Raw genomic sequence first — 19608 nt, forward strand, 5'->3', positions numbered from 1 at the left:
GTCGTTTTACTCCCTACTTTACTATCCAACATTTTCTCTTAGTATACAGCAAAACCGCTTCCTATACATGAATTTCCTGCATAGCAGCAAATTCATCCTCTGAAATTAGGACATCTCTCGGTTTCGTTCCCTTCGCTTCAGATATAATCCCTTGCGCCTCCATCTCTTCAATAAGACGTGCCGCGCGATTATAGCCGATACGGAATTTTCTCTGTACAGAAGATGTAGAAGCTCCCCCTTGTTCTACAACAAATTGACATGCATCAAAAAATAATTCGTCTTCCGCTTCATGTTGTTCTGTTTTCGCTAATAAATCTTCTTGCTTAAATAAGTAATTTGGTTTCATCTGTTTTTTCACATGTTCAACTGTTTTTTCAATTTCATCATCCGATACGTACACACCTTGCACACGTACTGGCTTAGATGTACCATTTCCTAAAAATAGCATATCACCGCGCCCTAGTAATTTTTCTGCGCCTCCAATATCAATAATCGTACGAGAATCAACTTGAGATGACACAGTGAACGCAATGCGCGTTGGAATATTAGATTTAATTAATCCAGTAATAACATCTACAGATGGACGCTGCGTGGCAACTAATAAATGAATACCGCAAGCACGTGCTTTTTGAGCGATACGACAAATCGCTTCCTCTACGTCACCAGGAGCCACCATCATTAAGTCTGCTAATTCATCAATAACAATAACAATATATGGTAATGTTTCACCTGGAATTTCTCTTTCACTTACGATTGTATTATACCGAGTTAAATCGCGAGCTCCCGCATGTGCAAACAGCTCATAGCGTCGTTCCATCTCATCAACCGCCCATTTTAATGCCGCTGTAGCAGCTTTTACATCTGTAATAACAGGAGCTACAAGATGCGGAACAGAATTATATGGTGCAAGTTCAACCATTTTTGGATCAATTAACATGAGCTTCACTTCATGAGGTTTCGCCTTATATAAAATACTCGTTAAAATCGCATTAATACAAACACTTTTCCCAGACCCTGTTGCACCTGCAATTAATCCATGAGGCATCTTTCTAATATCCGTTACAATCGGTGCTCCCGAAATATCAAGCCCTAGTGCAACCGTAAGCGGTGACTCACTCTTTGTAAATACTGGGCTTCTTAAAATTTCTCTTAAAAAGACCGGCTTACTTTCTTTATTTGGAACTTCAATCCCAATCGCACTTTTCCCTGGGATTGGCGCTTCGATTCGAATATCCTTTGCAGCCAAGCTTAACTTAATATCATCACTTAAATTTGTGATTTTATTTACTTTCACACCCGGATCAGGCTGTACTTCAAAACGGGTTACCGCTGGTCCTTGTGAAACATTGATAACATGAGCCCCAACATGGAAATTATTAAACGTCATATCTAGCAATTGTTTTTGTTCATCTAACCATTCCGTATTATCTAATGTTGTTTGCGCTGGAATCGTGAGCAATGTTAATGGCGGCATCATGTATTCCGGAGGTGTTTGCAATACATTACGCACATCATTTTCTCTTTTCGCTACAACATACTCTTTTTCACTAGAATTTGCTGTAGCATTTTTCGTTTGTTGTACAGTTGCTATTTGTTGCACAGATTGCTCAATTACTTGCACTTTTTCTTCTACTTGTTGCACTGGTTTCTCTTCTACCTGCACTTCTTCTACTTGCTGTACTGGTTTCTCTTCTACTTGCACTTTTTCTACTTGTTGCACTGGTTTCTCTTCTACCTGCACTTTTTCTACTTGTTGCATTGGTTTCTCTTCTATCTGCACTTTTTCTACTTGTTGTACTGGTTTCTCTTCTACCTGCACTTTTTCTACTTGTTGCATTGGTTTCTCTTCTACCTGCACTTTTTCTACTTGTTGTACTGCATTCATTCTTGCTCTATGTTTTTCCATTAGTTTTCTTCTATCTTGTTTTAACATAACAACATTAAATGGTACATGACGTTTTTTCTCACGTTTTGGTTCTTCTGTTTGTACAACAGGCTGTGTTTCTTCTGATATAGATTGCGTTTCTTCTCTTTCTTCAATTAAGGTGTTCGCAAAGCTTTGAACATCTTTTTTCGTCTTTTCAAGGCTTTCTGAAGTTAACGCAATTTGTTTCTCATCCTCTTGAGATTCCATTGCTTCCTGCTGGGCAACGTATTCAGTGGTATTTTCTATTTCCTTAGTAGATTCTTCTTGTAATTGCGCCACATCTTCTGTTTCTATTTCTGCTTCCTCTGGTGCTTCCGCTTCTATTTCCACTTCTGCTTCTATTTCTACTTCCGTTTCCTCTAGTGCTTCTGCTTCTATTTCCACTTCTGCTTCCGTAGTTGTAACTATTTGTGTAGGTTCTGAAGCTGAAACTTCCTCTTCTAAAAATTCTTCTTCTGAAGAATTTTCTGTTTCTATCACAATCGTTTCAACAAGTGCTTCTTCCGACTTTATAATGACTGCCTCTTCAGCAGCTTTTTTCTCATCTTGTTCTTCTATGTGTTTCGTATCTATTGCCTCTGATTGCAGAGTTTTTCTATCATCCTCTAATAACGCCACTACATGTTGCTCTGACTCAAAGTCATCTGTTTGCTGTTCTATTAAGTCATCTGAATTTTCTTCCAATAAAGAAGCTTGATGCTCTATTTCATAGCTATTTTTCTCTAACCACTCATCAACAACTGATTTTCCTTTTGGTTTACTCGTTTCTTGATTATCCGCTACTGTTCCCTCTTCTTTAGGAAAATCACGTACTGCTTGTTCTTCGGAGAAATAGGAGAATGTATATCCCTTCTTCTCTAACCAAGCATCAACAACTGATTTCCCCTCAACGGATATTTCAAGGTCTTCTCTCTCCTTTTCTTCCTCTTGTACAACCTTTTTTTCTACTGAAGGACGATGATGTCCATAAATAGGAGAGATGATTTCTGTTGGACGAAATGGTCTTCGATTATTTTCTTGTACTGGTACAGATGTTGGTTGAACAAACGGCTCTGGCACTTCTTCTGACTGATGCACAAATTTTGATTCTGTATATGTAGAAGTTGGTTCTTGTTCTACATATCTTTGACGATGTCTTTCTGCTTTTACAGCTCTATGAATAGGCTGCACTTCAAAACTTGACGGTGCTTCTACATCCTCTTGATCCAATCCACCATCTGGTATTAAAGGAAAACGGCATTTTACACCTAAATTTCGGCTTGCCATTTGTGCTTCTCTTTCTTCAGTGTAGTGGTTTACACGAGGAATTTGGGGCTGACTTTCAGTTTTTTTCGATACTTCTTTAAACACTGCTGTTTTTTCTTCCTGATGTTCCTCTTTGTTAAACAGCTTTTTCATCCAATCTAACATGCTTACCACTCTTTCTACTAAATAGTAACATTCTTTATTGTATCAGCATTCGGCAAAAAGTGCAGGTAAAATTACGCTCATTAATATGACAAGTCATATTCCAAACCTTTTGTAAAATTTATAAAAAATAGCAGTCTTATATAAATAGACTGCCGCTTATCGCTTACGCTCTCTACATTCTTTTGTACTTTATTTATCTTGAAGTTGATTTATAATTTCATTTATACTATCAGCTATACAAACTGGTTCCCATATTTCAGCACCTTTGTTTGCTGTATAAATTGGATACAATGCATCATCTGTATCTATAAAAATAGGATCCCCCATATCTGTTTCATAACCAATAACAATCCAGTTCTCTTTCCATTCCCCTTCATTCTCACCTATAAGTGAATGATTATTTTTATCATATCGATAACCAATTTGTCCTTTTTCTATTTCGTTTTCATGAAACAAATAAATTTCATAGGAATCAATTTCAACGTCATGCTTTTTTGTAATTTCAATTCTCTCAAGAAGTTCTTTTATTTTCGGTTGTTGCATCATGTACGCTAACCCCTTTTGTTTTTCTAAATTTTAACTAATTTGGTTTTGAAACACAATATACTTTATAAAGGAAAGCGTGACAATATAGCGACACTTCAGCAAAAAATAGTCCCCTATAATGAGGCCACTGATGAAAACGATTGAGTGTTTATTTTTATATATTCATAAAAAATTATATATGTCGTAATTTGTTGGTAAATCGATATTTCGTGGCGAATCGCCGTTATTTTTCATCTTACGCCGATAAGTGGGGCTGCTTCGCCGATAACTTTTTATGAATAAGAAAAAGGAGTCTATCACCTACTATATACAGGCGATAGACTCCTTCTTTTACACTCCATTAAAACTTGAATTCTTGTCCAACTTCATAGCTATCTTCTAATACAAGAATTCCTTTTTCTTGTGGTGCGTCTGGTAGTTCTAATTCACGAGCAGAGCAAAGCATACCAGCAGATGGGATTCCGCGTAATTCAGCTGGTTTAATTAGCATGCCACTTGGCATGACAGCACCAATTTTTGCAACAACTACTTTTTGTCCTGCCTCAACGTTTGGCGCACCACATACAATTTGTAATGTTTCTGTGCCAACTTCAACTTTACAAATGCTTAATTTATCAGCATTTGGATGTTTTTCTTTTTCTGCTACATAACCAACAACAAATTTTGGTGAAAGATCTGCTTCTACTTTTTCTTCAAAACCGTTCTTCGCTAAAATTTCGTTAATTTTTTCAACAAGTTCTTTTGTTAAAGTAATATTCCCTGTTTCTTTTATTTCCATATAAGAAGAAACACCGAAGATGTTAAATCCTGCTGTTACATTGCTTTCACGATCATAAATACGCGCTACATCTCCTTTGCGATCAAATGTGCGGTTCTCTAAAGCAATGTCTTGTAAGACAACAATTAATGTATCTCCAATTCCTTCAAGGTTATAAAAAACGTTCACTTTGTTCATCCTTTCTCTTTTCCATTCGTCTTCTTCCGATTTTTCGCTAAAATAAAGATTGGTTCAAACTCACCATCTTCATATATAAATGAAAGCGATGTAATTGGAACATGACCTTCAGCAAAAAACTTCATTGTCATTTGTGCAATAATATCATAACCGATTTCGTTCATGATATCAGCAATAATTAACACATCTTGATGCGGAACAGCCACTACCATATCACCTGAAATTTTTTCACGCATAGATTGTAAGAGCGATTCATTTAAAATACGACTCGCATCATAACCATCATTTGTGTTCAAGAAATAAAATGTGTTTCCAGCAACTTGATCTTGTTTAAATTCATAATTTAATGAACGAACATTAAATAATGCCATTTCACGCACTTGCTGTTCTGTTAGTCCTAATTTTTGTAACAAACGTTCATCTATTAAACGGTATGTTTTATTGGAATCTAATGCGTAATAAATGCGTGTTTCGGCTGTATGCTCTGTCATAATAAATGGATTTCCTTCTTCCGCTTCTTTCGGGAAAGAAGTGGACCGAATGACCGGAAATATTTTCCCAGATTGACTCTCTTCTTTATGCATAGCAAGCAACGCTTCTGTTACGTAATATACAACATCTTCAATTGCAGCTTCTTTTTTCACTTCCCATTTTGCGACAACTCCTGGAAGTGAAACGTTAATCCCTTTTTTCGTATCTTTTTGCTCAATTCGTAGCACATCTTTTTCACGATCATAATGAAAAACCCACTCTGGGCGAGCTAACCTTTCCATTAACTCTTCTTTCATCTTCTTATTTGTCATTTTCATTTCGCTTTCCTCCCTTCCAAAAAAATAACCTCCCCGCGAAGGTAGAGGTTATTTCACAATTTTATTAACAGATTGCTTTATTTTAACCCTTCAATAAACGCTTCGATTTGCTCTTGTGTTTTTCGATCTTTATTCACATAGCGACCAATCTCTTCGCCTTTATTGTACGCTACAAAGCTTGGAATGCCAAATACGTCTAATTTCACGCAAAGATCGATAAACTCATCACGATCTACATAATAAAATGAAAAGTTACTGTATGTCTCTTCTACTTCTGGCATAAATGGATCAATAAAACGGCAGTCTGGACACCAATCTGCTGAGAACATAAAAATAACGTTTTCCTCATTTTTTAACTCTTGAAATTGCTCCATACTTTCTAATGACTTCATCTATATTTCCTCCTCTAACGAAGTGTATCGTTTCATACTATAATCTTTCTTTTATACTACCATACATCGTGTGCTGTGCAAGGTTTATGCTTGCTTTTCATTATACTTATATTGTCCAATTAATAGCTTTACAACATGAACAAATAACGCTGTACGATCCACGTAATGGTCTGTAAAAATTCCGATTGCTCCTTCATGGCTTCGAATATCTTTTCGCTTCACAAATTCTTCCATCACTTCACTTAATTCTTTTCCTGCTTCAAGTGGTGCAAGGAAATCATCCGGCAGCTTAATCCGAGCGCCTCCTGCAACAAACACTTTCCCCGTACTCGTCGCTAAAGCACCCCAGTTACATAAAAACAATCCGTGCTCCGTTTTCATCACGCCGCCTTCTAATCCAAAGCCGATATCTGCTTGGACTACCTCTACCGCTCGCTTCGCTCTATTCATTGCCCCTTGCATCGTTTCCTCATCAGAAAAGGGCTGCGGCGCTACTCCTGACAAAGCAGAAATGGCGATAATGTCCGCATCTTTCCATACCTCCTCTACAGCTCCTACTTTTGTTTGATTTTTCGATCCAACTGCTATTTTCATCTCTTCCACCTCTATTTCTATATACCCCTTTGCTCGAGTGAAACATCGTATGATTTTCCTTACAATTCATACTCCCATCTATGCCGACATTCCGTCAGCATATATTGTCCTGTATCTCTTTCTAAATCCTGCTTATAATTTATATATCCGCATTGCTCTGGTGAAGAAATCACATTAACGGGGTTATCCGCGGATTGTTTAAATTGGCTCAAATCAGGTATGACTTCAATCCAACTTTCCTTCGTTTTTTTATCATACTGCGCTTTCAAATGATAAATTACCAAGCCATCTGCTTCTTTAGGTGCATTGCTAGCTAAAGAAGATTTCCCTCCATAATATCGATGAACTACAGTAATTTCACCATATTTTCCTTGCTTCATATCTTCCATAAATTGTACGATTTCATGAATATCTGCACCCTTTATTTCTTCTTCTTCAAAAATATTGAGATTCACTAAAAATAGTATACCGATAATGGATGCGACAATTCCAATTATTGTCCATGTTTTCGACATATAGTTCCTCCACTATTCATTTCTTATCGCACCTACCTTCCTTACTTCTCTCTGCATTTTGAGGCGGGAGTCTTACTACCTTAAAATAACAGGATACAGGGCTCTTCTATTAAAAACGAGTTATATAGTCATGTTACGTTTCAAAACAGCTGTGTCACAGTTATGAAAAATAAGTGTATGTTGATTTTTTCATTTGTGTATATACGAAAAGAAAAGGCCAAAACTGGCCCTTTCTTTTAAGCATTATTTTTAATTGTTTCTAGCGTCGTTTTATCTGTTGCTTTAACAAGCTTTATCAATAATTCTTTTGCCGCCGCATAATCATCAACATGTAAAATGGAAGCATGTGTATGAATATAACGAGCACAAACGCCGATTACTGCTGATGGAATACCGGAGTTGCTTGTATGTACACGTCCTGCATCTGTGCCACCTTGTGAAATAAAATATTGATACGGAATATTATGTGTTTCTGCTGTATCTAAAATAAATTCACGCATCCCGCGATGCGTTACCATTGTGCGGTCATAAATACGAAGAAGCGTCCCTTTTCCTAATTGACCGAACTGCTCTTTATCGCCAGATGCATCATTTGCTGGACTTGCATCAAGCGCATAGAAAATATCCGGCTGAATCATATTCGCAGCTGTTTGTGCACCACGAAGCCCTACTTCTTCTTGCACAGTTGCACCAGAATATAATGTATTTGGCAAAGTTTCATCTTTTAATTCTTTTAATAATTCAATAGCCAAGCCACAACCATAACGATTGTCCCAAGCTTTCGCCATAATTTTCTTTTCATTTGCCATCGGTGTAAACGGACAAATTGGAACAATTTGTTGCCCTGGTTTCACACCGATTTCAAGTGCTTCTTCATAGCTGTCAGCACCAATATCAATTAACATATTCTTAATATCCATTGGTTTTGCACGCTGCGCGTCACTTAATAAATGCGGTGGAATAGAGCCAATCACCCCAACAATAGGGCCATTTTTTGTCATAATCTGTACACGCTGAGCTAGTAATACTTGGCTCCACCAACCACCTAATGTTTGAAAACGGATCATCCCGTTTTTCGTAATTTGTGTTACCATGAAGCCAACTTCATCCATATGACCTGCTACCAGTACACGGGGACCATTCTCGTCTCCTTTTTTCAGTCCAAATATACTACCTAAACCATCCTGAACAATCTCATCTGCATATTTGCTTAATTCTTGCTTCATAAAGCGACGTACATCATGCTCAAAGCCTGATGCTCCTTGTAGTTCTGTTAATGTACGAAATAGCTCTAATGTCTCTTTATTCATGAAGTTCCCTTCTTTCAACCCTTAGTAGAATACCTTATTTATTGTAACGAAATTTTCAAAATGTTTCTAGTTTCTTCTTTTTTCATTAAAATTGAATTATAATTATCATTGATACACTATTTTATAGAATTGAGGTGAGCATATGAACTGGAAAGGTTTAATAGCTGGTCTTGGCGTTGGTTTTGCAGCTGGTTATCTTGTTGCAAACAAAGTTCAAGAACAATCCCATATCTCTTCCGAAAAAGCATTGAAAATGGTGAAGCAAGCATTACGTCATAAAGGTGAAGTTACTGGCTCTTGGGTACATATGGTTCCAGAGACGTTTGAAAAATATGATGTCGCATACGAAGTGTATCGCGGTGGTCTCACAACCATTTTAAACGATATACAAGAACGATTTGAATTTTTAGTAGATGCGAAAACGGGTACAATTTTAGAAGTCACTGCTGCCTAAGTATGTGATGAAATTCTATCATTTTTGCATGTATAAAAAAGAGAGGATATAGCGAAAAGACTTTGTCCTCCTCTCTTTTCTACTCTATTTATGCTTCAATACTCTCTTTTCTCTCTAACTTTTGAACGATCTTTCCTTCTTCATCCCATTTCACAGCGCGATAATAGGCATCATGGTAGAAAGTAAACCACGCATTTCTCTCCGTTCCATACTTCATCCATTTTTGCTTCTGTTCAATCGACGTCATTGGGTAATCATCATATGCCATGACCCAAAGAACATTTTGATGCGCGTGAGTCGGTAATAAATCCGCTAAATGAAGCATCATCTCTCCCATACTTTCTAAAACAATGACAGCATGACCATCACTATGTCCGCCAGTATGAATCATTTGTATCTCACTTGTAATTTGAATTTCTTCTTTAAAAGTAACGACTTGCTTTGCAATAGGCTCCCAATTTTCCTTCCAATATGTATTTCGCGATCTTATATTTGGATTTCTCATTTCATTCCACTCTATATGTGACACATAAATTTTAGCGTTCGGAAACATTGGAACAAGCTGCCCGTTTTCCCACTTTGTCAGCCCAGACGCATGGTCAAAATGAAGGTGCGTCATTAAAATATAATGAATATCTTCCGGATAAAGCCCGGTACGTACTAACGACTCATGAACAGATGACTCTTCTGTTACCCCTTGATTTCGCTTCATTTTTTCACTCATTTTTTCGTTTCCAATTCCTGAATCAATAAGAATATTCCCTTCTTTCGTTTGTACAAGTAACGGATCCGTTCGCAAATAAATTTGGTTTGTTTCATTATGCTCATATTTGCGAGACCAAAGCACTTTCGGGACGACTCCAAACATTGCCCCGCCATCTAAATGAGTATTTCCACCACGCAACCAAGTTACTTTTATGTTTCCAATTCGTAAAACTTCCATTACACTTCCTCCTTTTCTTATTTCATTTTAACATAAAATTCAGACTATTTACCTTTCAAAAAAACCTGTGCTTTACTGCACAGGCTCCGTACGATATTTTGCTTCTACTCGATAAATACGATGACCTTTACTAGAGAATTTTTCTTCATACTCTGTCATAATATTTCCTTCAAAGTCACTATTATGAAGATCGAGACTTAAGAATGTAAATAACATGCCGTATTCAGCCATACTCATAAGAGAGTATTCGAATAAAGCTTGATTATCTGTTTTAAAGTGAATTTCTCCATCCTTGACTAACACTTCTTCATAATTGCGTAAAAATGTTTTATATGTTAAACGACGCTTGGCATGACGTTTCTTCGGCCATGGGTCGGAGAAATTTAAATACACTCGCTCAATTTCACCTTTTGTAAAGAAAACTGTTAAATCTTCCGCATCCTTATTGATTAACTTTAAATTTGGTAATTCTTCTTCAATTAACTTATCAAGAGCATCTACAATAACACTCGTAAACTTTTCAATTCCGATGTAGTTAATATCCGGATTCGCTTTTGCCATTTCATAAACAAAGCGTCCGCGTCCTGTCCCTACTTCAATATGAATCGGATGATCATTTCCAAAAACTTCTTTCCAATTGCCGCGATGCTCCTCAGGATTTCCAATTACAAATTGTGAATATTCTTTAATGCGATCCATTGCATACGGTTTATGTCTTAAACGCATAGATGTTTCCCTCTCTTTATTAGACTATTTTTTCCTTCTTTCTTTTCTCAGTAGACTGTCAAATAAAAAACCAAGTACGTACGAGCACTCGGTCCGTTTCTTTCAAGTATAAGATGTGCCATTTTGACAAAAACTATATAGAGCATAAACGAAACAGTGCTTTCTTGAATTTGTTCAAATAAGAACAACAATCGAAAGGATGATCCGATCATGCCGATTAATCAACAGCATCAGTTAGAAATTTTAAAAGATATTTTAATCAATCATCAAAGTGATTGCTGCGGAACAGTTGCAGAGTGTGAACAGTTAGAACGTCTCATTCAATCATTGCTTGCAAATGACAACATCAGCGCAGATGCAAAAGCAATGTTAAACGATGTATATTATTATAGTCAATCGGGTAAATATTCTTCTGATTTGGACAATCATATTTCCAATAATCAAGCACAACTTACTGAGTGGATTGCTGGAATGGACAATTTTTCTTAACTTTTTACTATTCAGCGAGTAGTTGCTGTAAATATTGATGCCAATATTCAGCTTCTGCTTGCTGTTTTTTTGCTATATGCCATTGAATAGATAAAATAGTTTGTGCTACTACATACCACTTCATACGACGAAGTAACGAATCCGTCTTTTCAATGCTATAGTAGGCTAACCATTCATCCCATTGTTCGCGCGGCACATACCAATATAAAAGCATTCCAAGATCGAGAGCAGGATCTGCAATAACAGCCCCATCCCAATCAATTAAGAATAACTCATCTTCATCCGATAATAGCCAATTATTATGATTCACATCACAATGACATACGACAAACTCATCATATTCAATATCATATAATGAGCCTTTCAAATATTGAAGCCCCGCTTTAATTGTTTGGCTTTCCTTTATATCTCCTCTTAAAACAAAATACAATTGCTGCAATAACTCCTGCGCATGAAGCGGCTGTTTCCCAAGCCGTTGGATCATCTGCACAAGCGCTTTGGAGGAATGTATTTTCTTTAAAAGTTTTGCAACACGTTCTAATTTCATATCCTCTGGCTCTAACTTTTTACCTGGTAGCCACTTTTGAGCTGAAATTACATCACCATTCGTTATCCTTCTTGTCCAAAGTAATTTTGGAACAATTCCCTCTGCTGATAATACCGCTAAAAAGGGCGATGTATTCCGCTTTAAAAACAGCTTTTGTTGTCCATTTTGCGCAATATACGCATCGCCTGTTACTCCACCAGCCGGTATAAGACTCCACTCTTTTCCTAATAATTGTTCCAACCATTCCATATCCATTACCCGTTAACAAATCCTTATCTTTTATAATTATGAAAAGAAAATCCGCAACATCTTAACATGTTGTGGATTCATATATTGTACTGTAGTTGAATGCAAGAAAAAGAAAACTTGGCATGAGCCAAGATACGGACAAACCGTTTATTCTTTTACTTTATTTTACAAAACCTATATAAGAATGACAACTTATTCAAATCGTCACCTTTGTCAATTCTACATTTATTACATTCTCATCGTCAAGTAGCGATTTGTCACATTTTCACCAATATATACGTGCTAATAGGCGCCATTTGCAGTTCCCTTCCTTCAAATGAAGAAATTGCTTGCACTTTCGCTTCATTCTCGTTTGCAAATACGTGCCATGTTTCTTGTTTTGGGAGTATAACTTTTTCTATTTGTAGACCATTATGAAATAAAACGATAATTTCTTTCCATGGGCCAAATGATTCTACATTTTGTAAATGATATGCAATGACAGAAGAAGGTGTTGGAAAGAATTTCATATGTTTTTGAATGAAGTCAGCTGATTGAAAACGAAATGCACCATGCTCTTTCCTTATTGCGATTAATCCTTTTATATAATCAACAGTCGCCAATTCTTTCTCTTTTTGAGTCCAATCCATTTGATTAATCTCGTCTGGCGCATTATAACTATTTTCATTCCCTTTTTTCGAACGATAAAATTCTTGCCCTGCATGTAAAAACGGAATCCCTTGTGAGAAAAGAACCATCGCTGTGGCTAAACGATGACGACGCTTTAAAATCACTTCCGCTTCTTGATTACTGCGTACAAGTTTATCCCACATCGTCATATTATCATGACATTCCACATAGTTTACACTTTGAGTCGGTTCCAAAAAAAGACCTTGTTCTTTTACACTGGACAGACTCCCTTGCAGTACATATTGTAAGTCACTTTCTTCCACTTGCCCTCCAAATGCAAAACCTCTTTTCCTTACGTCGAAAGTGCTCCCTTTTACCCAATCACGAAATTGATCATTAAATTGTGCAATATGCGGAAGTTTACTAGCATTACGTAACATCGCTTTTTCTTCTACTGCAAGCGGTGTTTTTAAATCCCAACCCTCTCCTAATAAGATTGCATCTTGCTTCTTTTTTCGCACTTCCTGTTCAATTTGATTCATCGTTTCTACATCTAAAATCCCCATTAAATCAAAACGAAACCCATCAACATTATATTCAGTTAACCAATATAAAACAGAATCTATAATAAATTTCCTCATCATTTTTCGCTCAGACGCTAAGTCATTTCCAACTCCAGTTCCATTTGACGGCATTCCATTTTTATCGTGTCGAAAATAATAACCTGGTACAAGTTTTTCAAACGATGATGTTTCTCTTTTATATACATGGTTGTATACAACATCAATAATTACGCGAATCCCATTCTTATGAAATGTTTCAATCAATTGTTTACACTCTAACATGCGATTATATGGATCTGACGGATTTGTTGCATACACTCCTGTCGGAACATTGTAATAGAGAGGATTATATCCCCAATTATATGCAGCAAAAGGGGCCATCTCATCTACACCTGCAAAATGATGTAATGGCAATATTTCCACATGCGTAACACCTAAATCTTTTACATGAGCGAAAGCCGTTGGCGTTCCGTGTTTTCCTTTTGTATTTTCTTCCATAAGACCTTTATACATCCCTTTTCTCTTTACGCCACTATTTGGATGCATAGTCATATCGCGAATATGCATTTCGTATAGTATGGCATCTACAGATGAAGGTAACTTAGGCAATGTATATTTTGTGACAGAGACTTTTTCCATATTGATAACAATTCCATATTTTCCATTTGCCGATACCGATTTTGCATACGGATCCACCGCTTCATTCCATACTAAGTTAATACAAACGAGAAATGTATACTGCGCTCCTTCTAAGTCTCCTTGAAGAATACAAGACCAAACTCCCTGATCTCCTCGGTTCATTTCATAATCTGTATACTCTGCATTCTCTTTATAAATTCGAACCTTAGCAAACCTTGCTGTTGGAGCCCATACTTTAAAAACTGTTTCTTCCTTTTTATAATTCGCTCCTAAATCTGTTCCTTCGTAAAAATATGTTTCATCAAAAGCAGCTGTGCGAATCACGGCTCCAATTTGCAAATCAGTTTCTGTATCCCGTTCATCCCGCACTGTATAATATTTTCCTACATCTAATACTTCTTCTGTATAACATTCATATTTCGTTGCATTAGGAAGCAAAGTCGTTTTAAAAATGGAGAGCTCTCTCATTTCATTTTCTTCCTTTAAAGAAAAAGTCTGGCTTGTTCCATATGTGTGCGGGAGTAAAATTGTAATCTTATTCATTTCATCTAAATAAGCTTCAAACGGACGTGCTACTCTCAACATAAAAAATCACCATCATTCTCCAAATTAAAGATTCATCTATTGAGTAATCATGCATACACCAATTCATTCATTTCTATAAGTATATTCACCTGCTAAAAAAACGTTTTCATACATTACATTTCTGCAATTTTATTTCTGTAACGGGATGATATTTAGGTGTATCTTTCACATTCGACCTATATAGTGTCACAGTATCCACTGGAAATGATACCGGTTTTAATTCCTTTATATCCTCTATATGAAACATCGCCTCTCCTATCCATTTACGCGCAATCGTAATATGCGGGTGAAAGGGCCGCGTTTCAAGTGAAAAACCACTACGTTCACAAATGCTATGCACTTTCTTTTGTAAATGAAGCAACGCTTTACTTTCTTCTAATCCAGCCCAAAATATACGTGGACGTTCTGGAAGACCAAAGGTAGAAAATCCTTGTAATAAAAGCGAAAATTCCTGTTCATTTTTAAGAAGATGCAATCCCCCTTTTATCTCTTGTAACTGCTCTTGCGTTGCACTGCCTAAAAAGGCAAGTGTAATATGATAGTCTTCTTTATGTACCCATGAGCGAAATGGTAACGTATCGTTCATTTCTTCCTTATAATTTGCCAATCGTTCTTTTATATCATGCGGTAACGTAACTGCTATAAAATAATGTGGTACCATATTCTATCTTCTCCTTTTTATTATTGTTGCTCTTCTTTCCTATCTCATTCAATTATTAAAAAGAAGCCCGCCCTCCAAATGAAGGGCGGTTACCTCGTAAGACTACAACTTGTTTTATTTTGCTAATTCATAAATAGCTTGTGCATAAATGGCTGTTGCTTTTAATAAATCTTCAATTTCAATATACTCATCTTTTTGATGGGCAAGATCTTCTTTTCCAGGGAATAGCGGTCCAAACGCTACACCAGCTTGCAATGCGCGGGCATATGTACCGCCACCAATCGCTAATAGTTCAGCCTTTTCACCTGTTTGTTCCTCATATACGCGCTGTAATGTACGAATTAATACATGATCTTTATCAACATGATGCGGATGAGAATTCGAATAGTTTGCTATTTTAAATCCTTTTGTACGTACATATTCTTTTAATCGATCAATTGTCTCTTCAAATTGGGTTGTGACAGGATAACGTATATTTATTCCTAAAGTTCCGCCCTCTTCTTCTGCAAACGAAAAACGACCGACGTTCACTGTTAAAGGTCCGCTAATTTCATCTTCATAGGCAATTCCTGCTTTTTCTCCCCGTGTATCATCGATAAATGTTTCTGCAATAAAAGAAATAAAAGAAGCTCCTTTTTCAGCAAGTTCTATCGTTTGTAAAAATTGAGCTAGTAACAACCCTGCATTCTCTCCTTTTTCAGGAGTAGAACCGTGAGCTGATACACCCTCTATTTGTAATGTGATAATATTTCCTTCAATCGACTTCTTACCCAGTTTCTGAACCGATTGTAAATATTGTTCATACTCCTCTACAAGTGTACTTCCTGTTTCAGTCTTAATTTTCGCTTCAGCAAAATCAGGTACCATATTTAAACGGCGGCCAGCAGAGAATGAAATAAGCTCATACTCTCCTCCTTTTGCTTTCTCAACATTTTGTACAATTTGTATATCAGAAATTCCTTTTTCAGCATTAATAATTGGGAAATCCGCATCTGGCACAAAACTAATTGTTGGCATTTCTTCCTTCTTAAAATAATGTTCTACACATTGCCAATCGCTTTCTTCATCTGTTCCTAAAATCATACGAACGCGCTTAGAAAGCGGTAATCCTAGTTCTTTTACAATTTTCATTGCATAGTAAGCTGCCATTGTTGGGCCCTTATCATCCATTGCCCCGCGTGCAAAAATCTTACCATCACGAATATTAGCGCTATACGCAGGAGTTGTCCAGCTATCTCCTTCCGGCACAACATCAACATGACATAGAATACCAACTAACTCTTCCCCTTGTCCCATTTCCAGATGCCCTGCATATCCTTCTACATTTTTCGAAGTAAATCCTTCTTCTTCTCCCTTATGTAACATGAAAGATAGTGCCTTCGCTACACCTTCACCAAACGGTGCGCCTTCTCTCGCACTTTCTTCATCTAAAACACTTTTGATTTGCAAGAATTGCTGCGTATCACGAATTAAGTCATTCTTGCGTTTCTCAACTTCTTTCATCCAATGAATTGCTGACATTACGTCTTCACCTTCTTCTCTATTCTTTCTTTCATCATAGCAAACACAAATCTCTTATATCAATAAAGAGAGAATGAATAACGAACAATTGTAATATTTCAGATATTTCTTATTAGTTTTTCTTTTATTTTTCTAAAAAAATTTGCAGGAATTTGACGTTTTACGTAGAAAGTTATTCGTAGTTGACCATAGAGATATAGAATGTCAACTACCAATATTTTTCTATTTTATTATTTGTTAAACTTTTGTAAAATTTAAGTAAGTTAAAGCATGAATTTTGTCATGTGGAGTACAATGGTAGTAACGACCTTCTTTCCTGAATGGGGTCAAAAAAACTAGTAGAGGAGTGGTTTTCTCTTGAAACCTACAACTACTCGTATGCTAACACGCATTAAATCGATTTATATGTACATCAATGAAAATGGTACGGTAACGACGAAAGACCTTGTAGATGAGTTCGGGATTACACCGCGAACTATACAACGCGATCTGAACGTGTTGCAGTTTAATGAACTCGTGTATAGCCCTTGCCGCGGTAAGTGGACAACGACAGGAAAGAAAGTGAGAATGACCTCATAACGAAAACAATTATATGTAAAATAAATACATACCCCTTTCTATTCATTTAGAAAGGGGTTCTTTCTGCACCTTGAAATCGGTATCACTCTTGATTTTCGTGTTGCACTTGATACATTTTTAACATTTCAACCTCTTCATCTGTCAACTCACGGTATTGCCCAAGTTCTAATTCCTCATCTAGCATTAAAGGTCCCATCTCTACTCTCTTCAAGTAGACAACTTTTTTTCCAACAGCTTCAAACATGCGCTTTACTTGATGGAATTTACCTTCTGTAATTACAAGCTCAATTTCAGATATATCATCGCTGTTTAAAATTGTTAGTTCGCCAGGCTTTGTTTCATAGCCATCATCTAAAATAACACCTTTTGCAAAGTCTTCCACATCTTTTTCTGTAACTACCCCTTCTATATGTGCATAATATTTTTTCGGCACATGCTTTTTCGGTGATAGGAGCTGATGCGTCAACTTTCCGTCATTTGTTAATAACAGCAAACCTTCTGTATCAATATCAAGTCTTCCAACTGGAAACGGATTAAAGATTGCATCTTCAAATTCCAGTAGATCAACAACCGTTTCATGATGGTCATCTTCTGTTGCAGAAATGACCCCTTGTGGTTTATGCATCATTAAATAAACAAACTCTTTATATTCAACAACTTCACCATAAATCGTAACTTCTTGTTCTTCTATATTCACATGAAACTTTGCATCTTTGACTGGTTTTCCATCAATCTTTACAACGCCGTCTTTCAATAATTTTTTTACTTCTTTCCTACTTCCATATCCCATATTTGCTAATAATTTATCTAATCGCATTCGATCACCTTCTTTATTTATCATAGAAAAGGGACGCTATTTACGCCCCTTTTGATTTCATTTTTATTTTTAATTTACTGCCAAGTTTACGTTGAATCTTTTCTAATGCTTCCCCGCCAAATACTCTTTCAAGTACACCTGTACGAATCGCTAAATATCCATAAACAAGTCCACCAATACATGCACAAATTATAGTAGTAATAAGCGCTCCCATACGACTTTCAGATGAAATGATAAAGGAGAGAATTCCTTGTGATAGTTTCACAACGACAACCATCACAAGTGTTAACACTGCAATTTGAAACGTTCTTTTATAGACAACGTCAAATGAGTAATGTGCATATCTTCGAATTTGTTTGTTTGTATACAAAATGGAAGCTAAGAACCCTACACCTGTTGCTAAAATAGCTCCAACGGTTCCGAAGTAGCGAATAAAAATGACATTGCATAAAAACTTCAAGATAACACCCATCGCAAGGGCAATAATTGCATGCTTTTGCTGGTTAATCCCTTGTAAAATTGCTGCTGTTACTGTAAATAAGGCAAAGAGTAATGCAACTGGTGCGTACCACATTAACACTTGTCCACCAAGCGGATCCGCCTCATAAAATGCAGTGTAAATTGGATATGCAAGTATCGAAATCCCCACAACTGCCGGTAATGTTAAAAACATGTTTGCTTGAAATGTTTGTGTAATCTGTAGTTTTAAATAGCGGAATTGTTTTTCCGTAAATGATTTCGTGATTGCCGGCACAAGCGTTAAGCTAAAAGCTGTCGCAAGTGAAACAGGAATCATAATTAATTTGTGCGTCCACATTGTAAAAATCCCAAGTGCTCGTTCTGCAATATCTCCTTGTCCAATTGCCTGCATAATCGCATTAAATGTCAATGTATCAATTTGTTGATATAAAGGAATTGTTAATCCAATTACGACATATGGAATCGCATAAGCAAATAATTCTTTAAACAATTGAACCGTACTTACCGTTGATTCCGGCACTGTTTGTTCAATTAAATATTGATCAAGATGTTTTTTACGTTTCAACCAGTACCATATCAGTACACCAAGTGCTCCAACAGCGGAAACAAATGCTGCAAAAGTCGCTACACCAACCGCTGTCGCCACAGATCCACCTATTATTTTAATAACAATGAAACTACCCACTAATAAGAAAACGATGCGGATAATTTGTTCAATAATTTGCGAAATTGTCGTTGGGCCCATTGATTGATGCCCTTGAAAATAACCACGAATTAAACTTGCTGCTGGTACAACAATAAGTGCAAAACTTACAAGACGAATAATCGTTGTAACCTCTTCTACACTACTGTGTATACTTTGTTTACCAAGCATTGCTTCGGCAAATAAAGGTGCGCTTATATAGAGAACTAAGAACGAAAGCAGGCCTGTTACAATCATCATAACCATTCCCGAGCGGAACATTCGTCTACTTGTTTTATAATCGCCAAGCGCATTGTATTTGGAAACAAATTTTGAAACTGCAAGCGGCACCCCTGCCGTTGCGATACTTAAAAAGATTGTATATGGAATATATCCATATGTATAGAGCGTTCCGCCTTCTGTGCCTACTAATGCATGAAATGGAAAGACATAAATCATGCCTAAGAACTTTACGAGAAATGTCCCTAACGTCACAATAAGCGTTCCGCGCAGAAATTTTGAATCGGACATAAATAAATCCTCCTACATATGATAACGCTGAACTCTAACCTTTGTATTGTACCACAATCTTCGTTGAAACATCAT

Annotated in this window: 19 protein-coding genes; 3 read left to right on the forward strand and 16 right to left on the reverse strand. The window is 36.6% G+C overall.

What is annotated here, in order from left to right; genetic code table 11:
* Window positions 1-61 precede the first annotated feature (61 nt).
* The 8 genes from MR058_RS11540 to MR058_RS11575 form a co-directional block, all read right to left on the reverse strand.
* Window positions 62-3337: a DNA translocase FtsK gene (locus MR058_RS11540; RefSeq protein ID WP_242144168.1), complete on the reverse strand. Its 3276-nt coding sequence runs from the start codon at window positions 3335-3337 to the stop codon at window positions 62-64.
* A 189-nt stretch (window positions 3338-3526) separates the two neighbouring features.
* Window positions 3527-3883, reverse strand: coding sequence for a thiamine transporter (locus MR058_RS11545; RefSeq protein ID WP_242144169.1), 357 nt, complete (start codon window positions 3881-3883; stop codon window positions 3527-3529).
* A gap of 340 nt (window positions 3884-4223) precedes the next feature.
* A complete protein-coding gene (gene ytpR, locus MR058_RS11550; protein WP_242144170.1) occupies window positions 4224-4838 on the reverse strand; it encodes a YtpR family tRNA-binding protein in 615 nt (204 codons plus the stop codon).
* Window positions 4835-5647, reverse strand: coding sequence for a DUF1444 domain-containing protein (locus MR058_RS11555; protein WP_242144171.1), 813 nt, complete (start codon window positions 5645-5647; stop codon window positions 4835-4837). Before MR058_RS11555 ends, ytpR begins: the two co-directional genes overlap by 4 nt.
* Before the next feature lie 77 nt (window positions 5648-5724).
* On the reverse strand, window positions 5725-6039 hold the full coding sequence (locus MR058_RS11560) for a thioredoxin family protein (protein ID WP_242144172.1): 315 nt from the start codon (window positions 6037-6039) through the stop codon (window positions 5725-5727).
* Between the two features lie 84 nt (window positions 6040-6123).
* Window positions 6124-6633, reverse strand: a complete 510-nt coding sequence (locus MR058_RS11565; protein WP_242144173.1) for a DUF84 family protein — start codon at window positions 6631-6633, stop codon at window positions 6124-6126.
* Window positions 6634-6692: 59 nt separating this feature from the next.
* Window positions 6693-7148 (reverse strand): hypothetical protein, encoded by a 456-nt coding sequence (locus MR058_RS11570; RefSeq protein ID WP_242144174.1) that lies wholly within the window; start codon window positions 7146-7148, stop codon window positions 6693-6695.
* Between the two features lie 236 nt (window positions 7149-7384).
* Window positions 7385-8458, reverse strand: a complete 1074-nt coding sequence (locus MR058_RS11575; RefSeq protein ID WP_242144175.1) for a M42 family metallopeptidase — start codon at window positions 8456-8458, stop codon at window positions 7385-7387.
* A 142-nt stretch (window positions 8459-8600) separates the two neighbouring features.
* Between MR058_RS11575 and MR058_RS11580 the strand changes: the two genes are divergently transcribed.
* Entirely contained in the window at window positions 8601-8912 is a 312-nt protein-coding gene (locus tag MR058_RS11580) for a PepSY domain-containing protein (RefSeq protein ID WP_012095819.1), read from the forward strand.
* An 88-nt stretch (window positions 8913-9000) separates the two neighbouring features.
* Here the strand turns inward: MR058_RS11580 and MR058_RS11585 are convergent, their stop codons facing one another.
* Together MR058_RS11585 and trmB are read right to left on the reverse strand one after the other, a co-directional pair.
* Window positions 9001-9855 (reverse strand): YtnP family quorum-quenching lactonase, encoded by an 855-nt coding sequence (locus tag MR058_RS11585; RefSeq protein WP_242144176.1) that lies wholly within the window; start codon window positions 9853-9855, stop codon window positions 9001-9003.
* Window positions 9856-9927: 72 nt separating this feature from the next.
* Complete coding sequence (gene trmB / locus MR058_RS11590) at window positions 9928-10581, reverse strand: tRNA (guanosine(46)-N7)-methyltransferase TrmB (RefSeq protein WP_242144177.1); 654 nt, start codon at window positions 10579-10581, stop codon at window positions 9928-9930.
* Window positions 10582-10791: 210 nt separating this feature from the next.
* On the opposite strand from trmB, the gene MR058_RS11595 reads away from it, so the two are divergent.
* Window positions 10792-11070, forward strand: coding sequence for a YtzH-like family protein (locus MR058_RS11595; protein ID WP_242144178.1), 279 nt, complete (start codon window positions 10792-10794; stop codon window positions 11068-11070).
* Window positions 11071-11077: 7 nt separating this feature from the next.
* Here MR058_RS11595 and MR058_RS11600 read toward each other — a convergent pair whose 3' ends face one another.
* The 4 genes from MR058_RS11600 to pepV all read right to left on the reverse strand — a co-directional run bounded on the left by MR058_RS11600 (window position 11078) and on the right by pepV (window position 16444).
* A complete protein-coding gene (locus MR058_RS11600) occupies window positions 11078-11872 on the reverse strand; it encodes a phosphotransferase family protein (RefSeq protein WP_242144179.1) in 795 nt (264 codons plus the stop codon).
* 251 nt (window positions 11873-12123) lie between these two features.
* Complete coding sequence (pulA, locus tag MR058_RS11605; RefSeq protein ID WP_242144180.1) at window positions 12124-14262, reverse strand: type I pullulanase; 2139 nt, start codon at window positions 14260-14262, stop codon at window positions 12124-12126.
* Between the two features lie 106 nt (window positions 14263-14368).
* A complete protein-coding gene (thpR, locus tag MR058_RS11610; RefSeq protein ID WP_242144181.1) occupies window positions 14369-14923 on the reverse strand; it encodes an RNA 2',3'-cyclic phosphodiesterase in 555 nt (184 codons plus the stop codon).
* A 114-nt stretch (window positions 14924-15037) separates the two neighbouring features.
* Complete coding sequence (gene pepV / locus MR058_RS11615; RefSeq protein ID WP_242144182.1) at window positions 15038-16444, reverse strand: dipeptidase PepV; 1407 nt, start codon at window positions 16442-16444, stop codon at window positions 15038-15040.
* 357 nt (window positions 16445-16801) lie between these two features.
* Here pepV and MR058_RS11620 point away from each other — a divergent pair, with 357 nt between their 5' ends.
* Window positions 16802-17023 (forward strand): DeoR family transcriptional regulator, encoded by a 222-nt coding sequence (locus tag MR058_RS11620; protein WP_000805512.1) that lies wholly within the window; start codon window positions 16802-16804, stop codon window positions 17021-17023.
* 82 nt (window positions 17024-17105) lie between these two features.
* Here the strand turns inward: MR058_RS11620 and MR058_RS11625 are convergent, their stop codons facing one another.
* A complete protein-coding gene (locus MR058_RS11625; protein WP_242144183.1) occupies window positions 17106-17840 on the reverse strand; it encodes a pseudouridine synthase in 735 nt (244 codons plus the stop codon).
* A 40-nt stretch (window positions 17841-17880) separates the two neighbouring features.
* Window positions 17881-19533, reverse strand: coding sequence for a putative polysaccharide biosynthesis protein (locus MR058_RS11630; RefSeq protein ID WP_242144184.1), 1653 nt, complete (start codon window positions 19531-19533; stop codon window positions 17881-17883).
* Between the last annotated feature and the right edge of the window lie 75 nt (window positions 19534-19608).

It is taken from the genome of Bacillus cereus group sp. BfR-BA-01430 (assembly GCF_022663115.1).
Taxonomy (GTDB): Bacteria; Bacillota; Bacilli; order Bacillales; family Bacillaceae_G; genus Bacillus_A; species Bacillus_A cereus_BD.

Excerpts from the sequence above, each read along its gene's own strand:
- MR058_RS11540 (WP_242144168.1), bottom strand. The coding sequence starts at position 3,337 with ATGTTAGATTGGATGAAAAAGCTGTTTAACAAAGAGGAACATCAGGAA.
- MR058_RS11545 (WP_242144169.1), bottom strand. The coding sequence starts at position 3,883 with ATGATGCAACAACCGAAAATAAAAGAACTTCTTGAGAGAATTGAAATT.
- ytpR (WP_242144170.1), bottom strand. The coding sequence starts at position 4,838 with ATGAACAAAGTGAACGTTTTTTATAACCTTGAAGGAATTGGAGATACA.
- MR058_RS11555 (WP_242144171.1), bottom strand. The coding sequence starts at position 5,647 with ATGAAAATGACAAATAAGAAGATGAAAGAAGAGTTAATGGAAAGGTTA.
- MR058_RS11560 (WP_242144172.1), bottom strand. The coding sequence starts at position 6,039 with ATGAAGTCATTAGAAAGTATGGAGCAATTTCAAGAGTTAAAAAATGAG.
- MR058_RS11565 (WP_242144173.1), bottom strand. The coding sequence starts at position 6,633 with ATGAAAATAGCAGTTGGATCGAAAAATCAAACAAAAGTAGGAGCTGTA.
- MR058_RS11570 (WP_242144174.1), bottom strand. The coding sequence starts at position 7,148 with ATGTCGAAAACATGGACAATAATTGGAATTGTCGCATCCATTATCGGT.
- MR058_RS11575 (WP_242144175.1), bottom strand. The coding sequence starts at position 8,458 with ATGAATAAAGAGACATTAGAGCTATTTCGTACATTAACAGAACTACAA.
- MR058_RS11580 (WP_012095819.1), top strand. The coding sequence starts at position 8,601 with ATGAACTGGAAAGGTTTAATAGCTGGTCTTGGCGTTGGTTTTGCAGCT.
- MR058_RS11585 (WP_242144176.1), bottom strand. The coding sequence starts at position 9,855 with ATGGAAGTTTTACGAATTGGAAACATAAAAGTAACTTGGTTGCGTGGT.
- trmB (WP_242144177.1), bottom strand. The coding sequence starts at position 10,581 with ATGCGTTTAAGACATAAACCGTATGCAATGGATCGCATTAAAGAATAT.
- MR058_RS11595 (WP_242144178.1), top strand. The coding sequence starts at position 10,792 with ATGCCGATTAATCAACAGCATCAGTTAGAAATTTTAAAAGATATTTTA.
- MR058_RS11600 (WP_242144179.1), bottom strand. The coding sequence starts at position 11,872 with ATGGATATGGAATGGTTGGAACAATTATTAGGAAAAGAGTGGAGTCTT.
- pulA (WP_242144180.1), bottom strand. The coding sequence starts at position 14,262 with ATGTTGAGAGTAGCACGTCCGTTTGAAGCTTATTTAGATGAAATGAAT.
- thpR (WP_242144181.1), bottom strand. The coding sequence starts at position 14,923 with ATGGTACCACATTATTTTATAGCAGTTACGTTACCGCATGATATAAAA.
- pepV (WP_242144182.1), bottom strand. The coding sequence starts at position 16,444 with ATGTCAGCAATTCATTGGATGAAAGAAGTTGAGAAACGCAAGAATGAC.
- MR058_RS11625 (WP_242144183.1), bottom strand. The coding sequence starts at position 17,840 with ATGCGATTAGATAAATTATTAGCAAATATGGGATATGGAAGTAGGAAA.
- MR058_RS11630 (WP_242144184.1), bottom strand. The coding sequence starts at position 19,533 with ATGTCCGATTCAAAATTTCTGCGCGGAACGCTTATTGTGACGTTAGGG.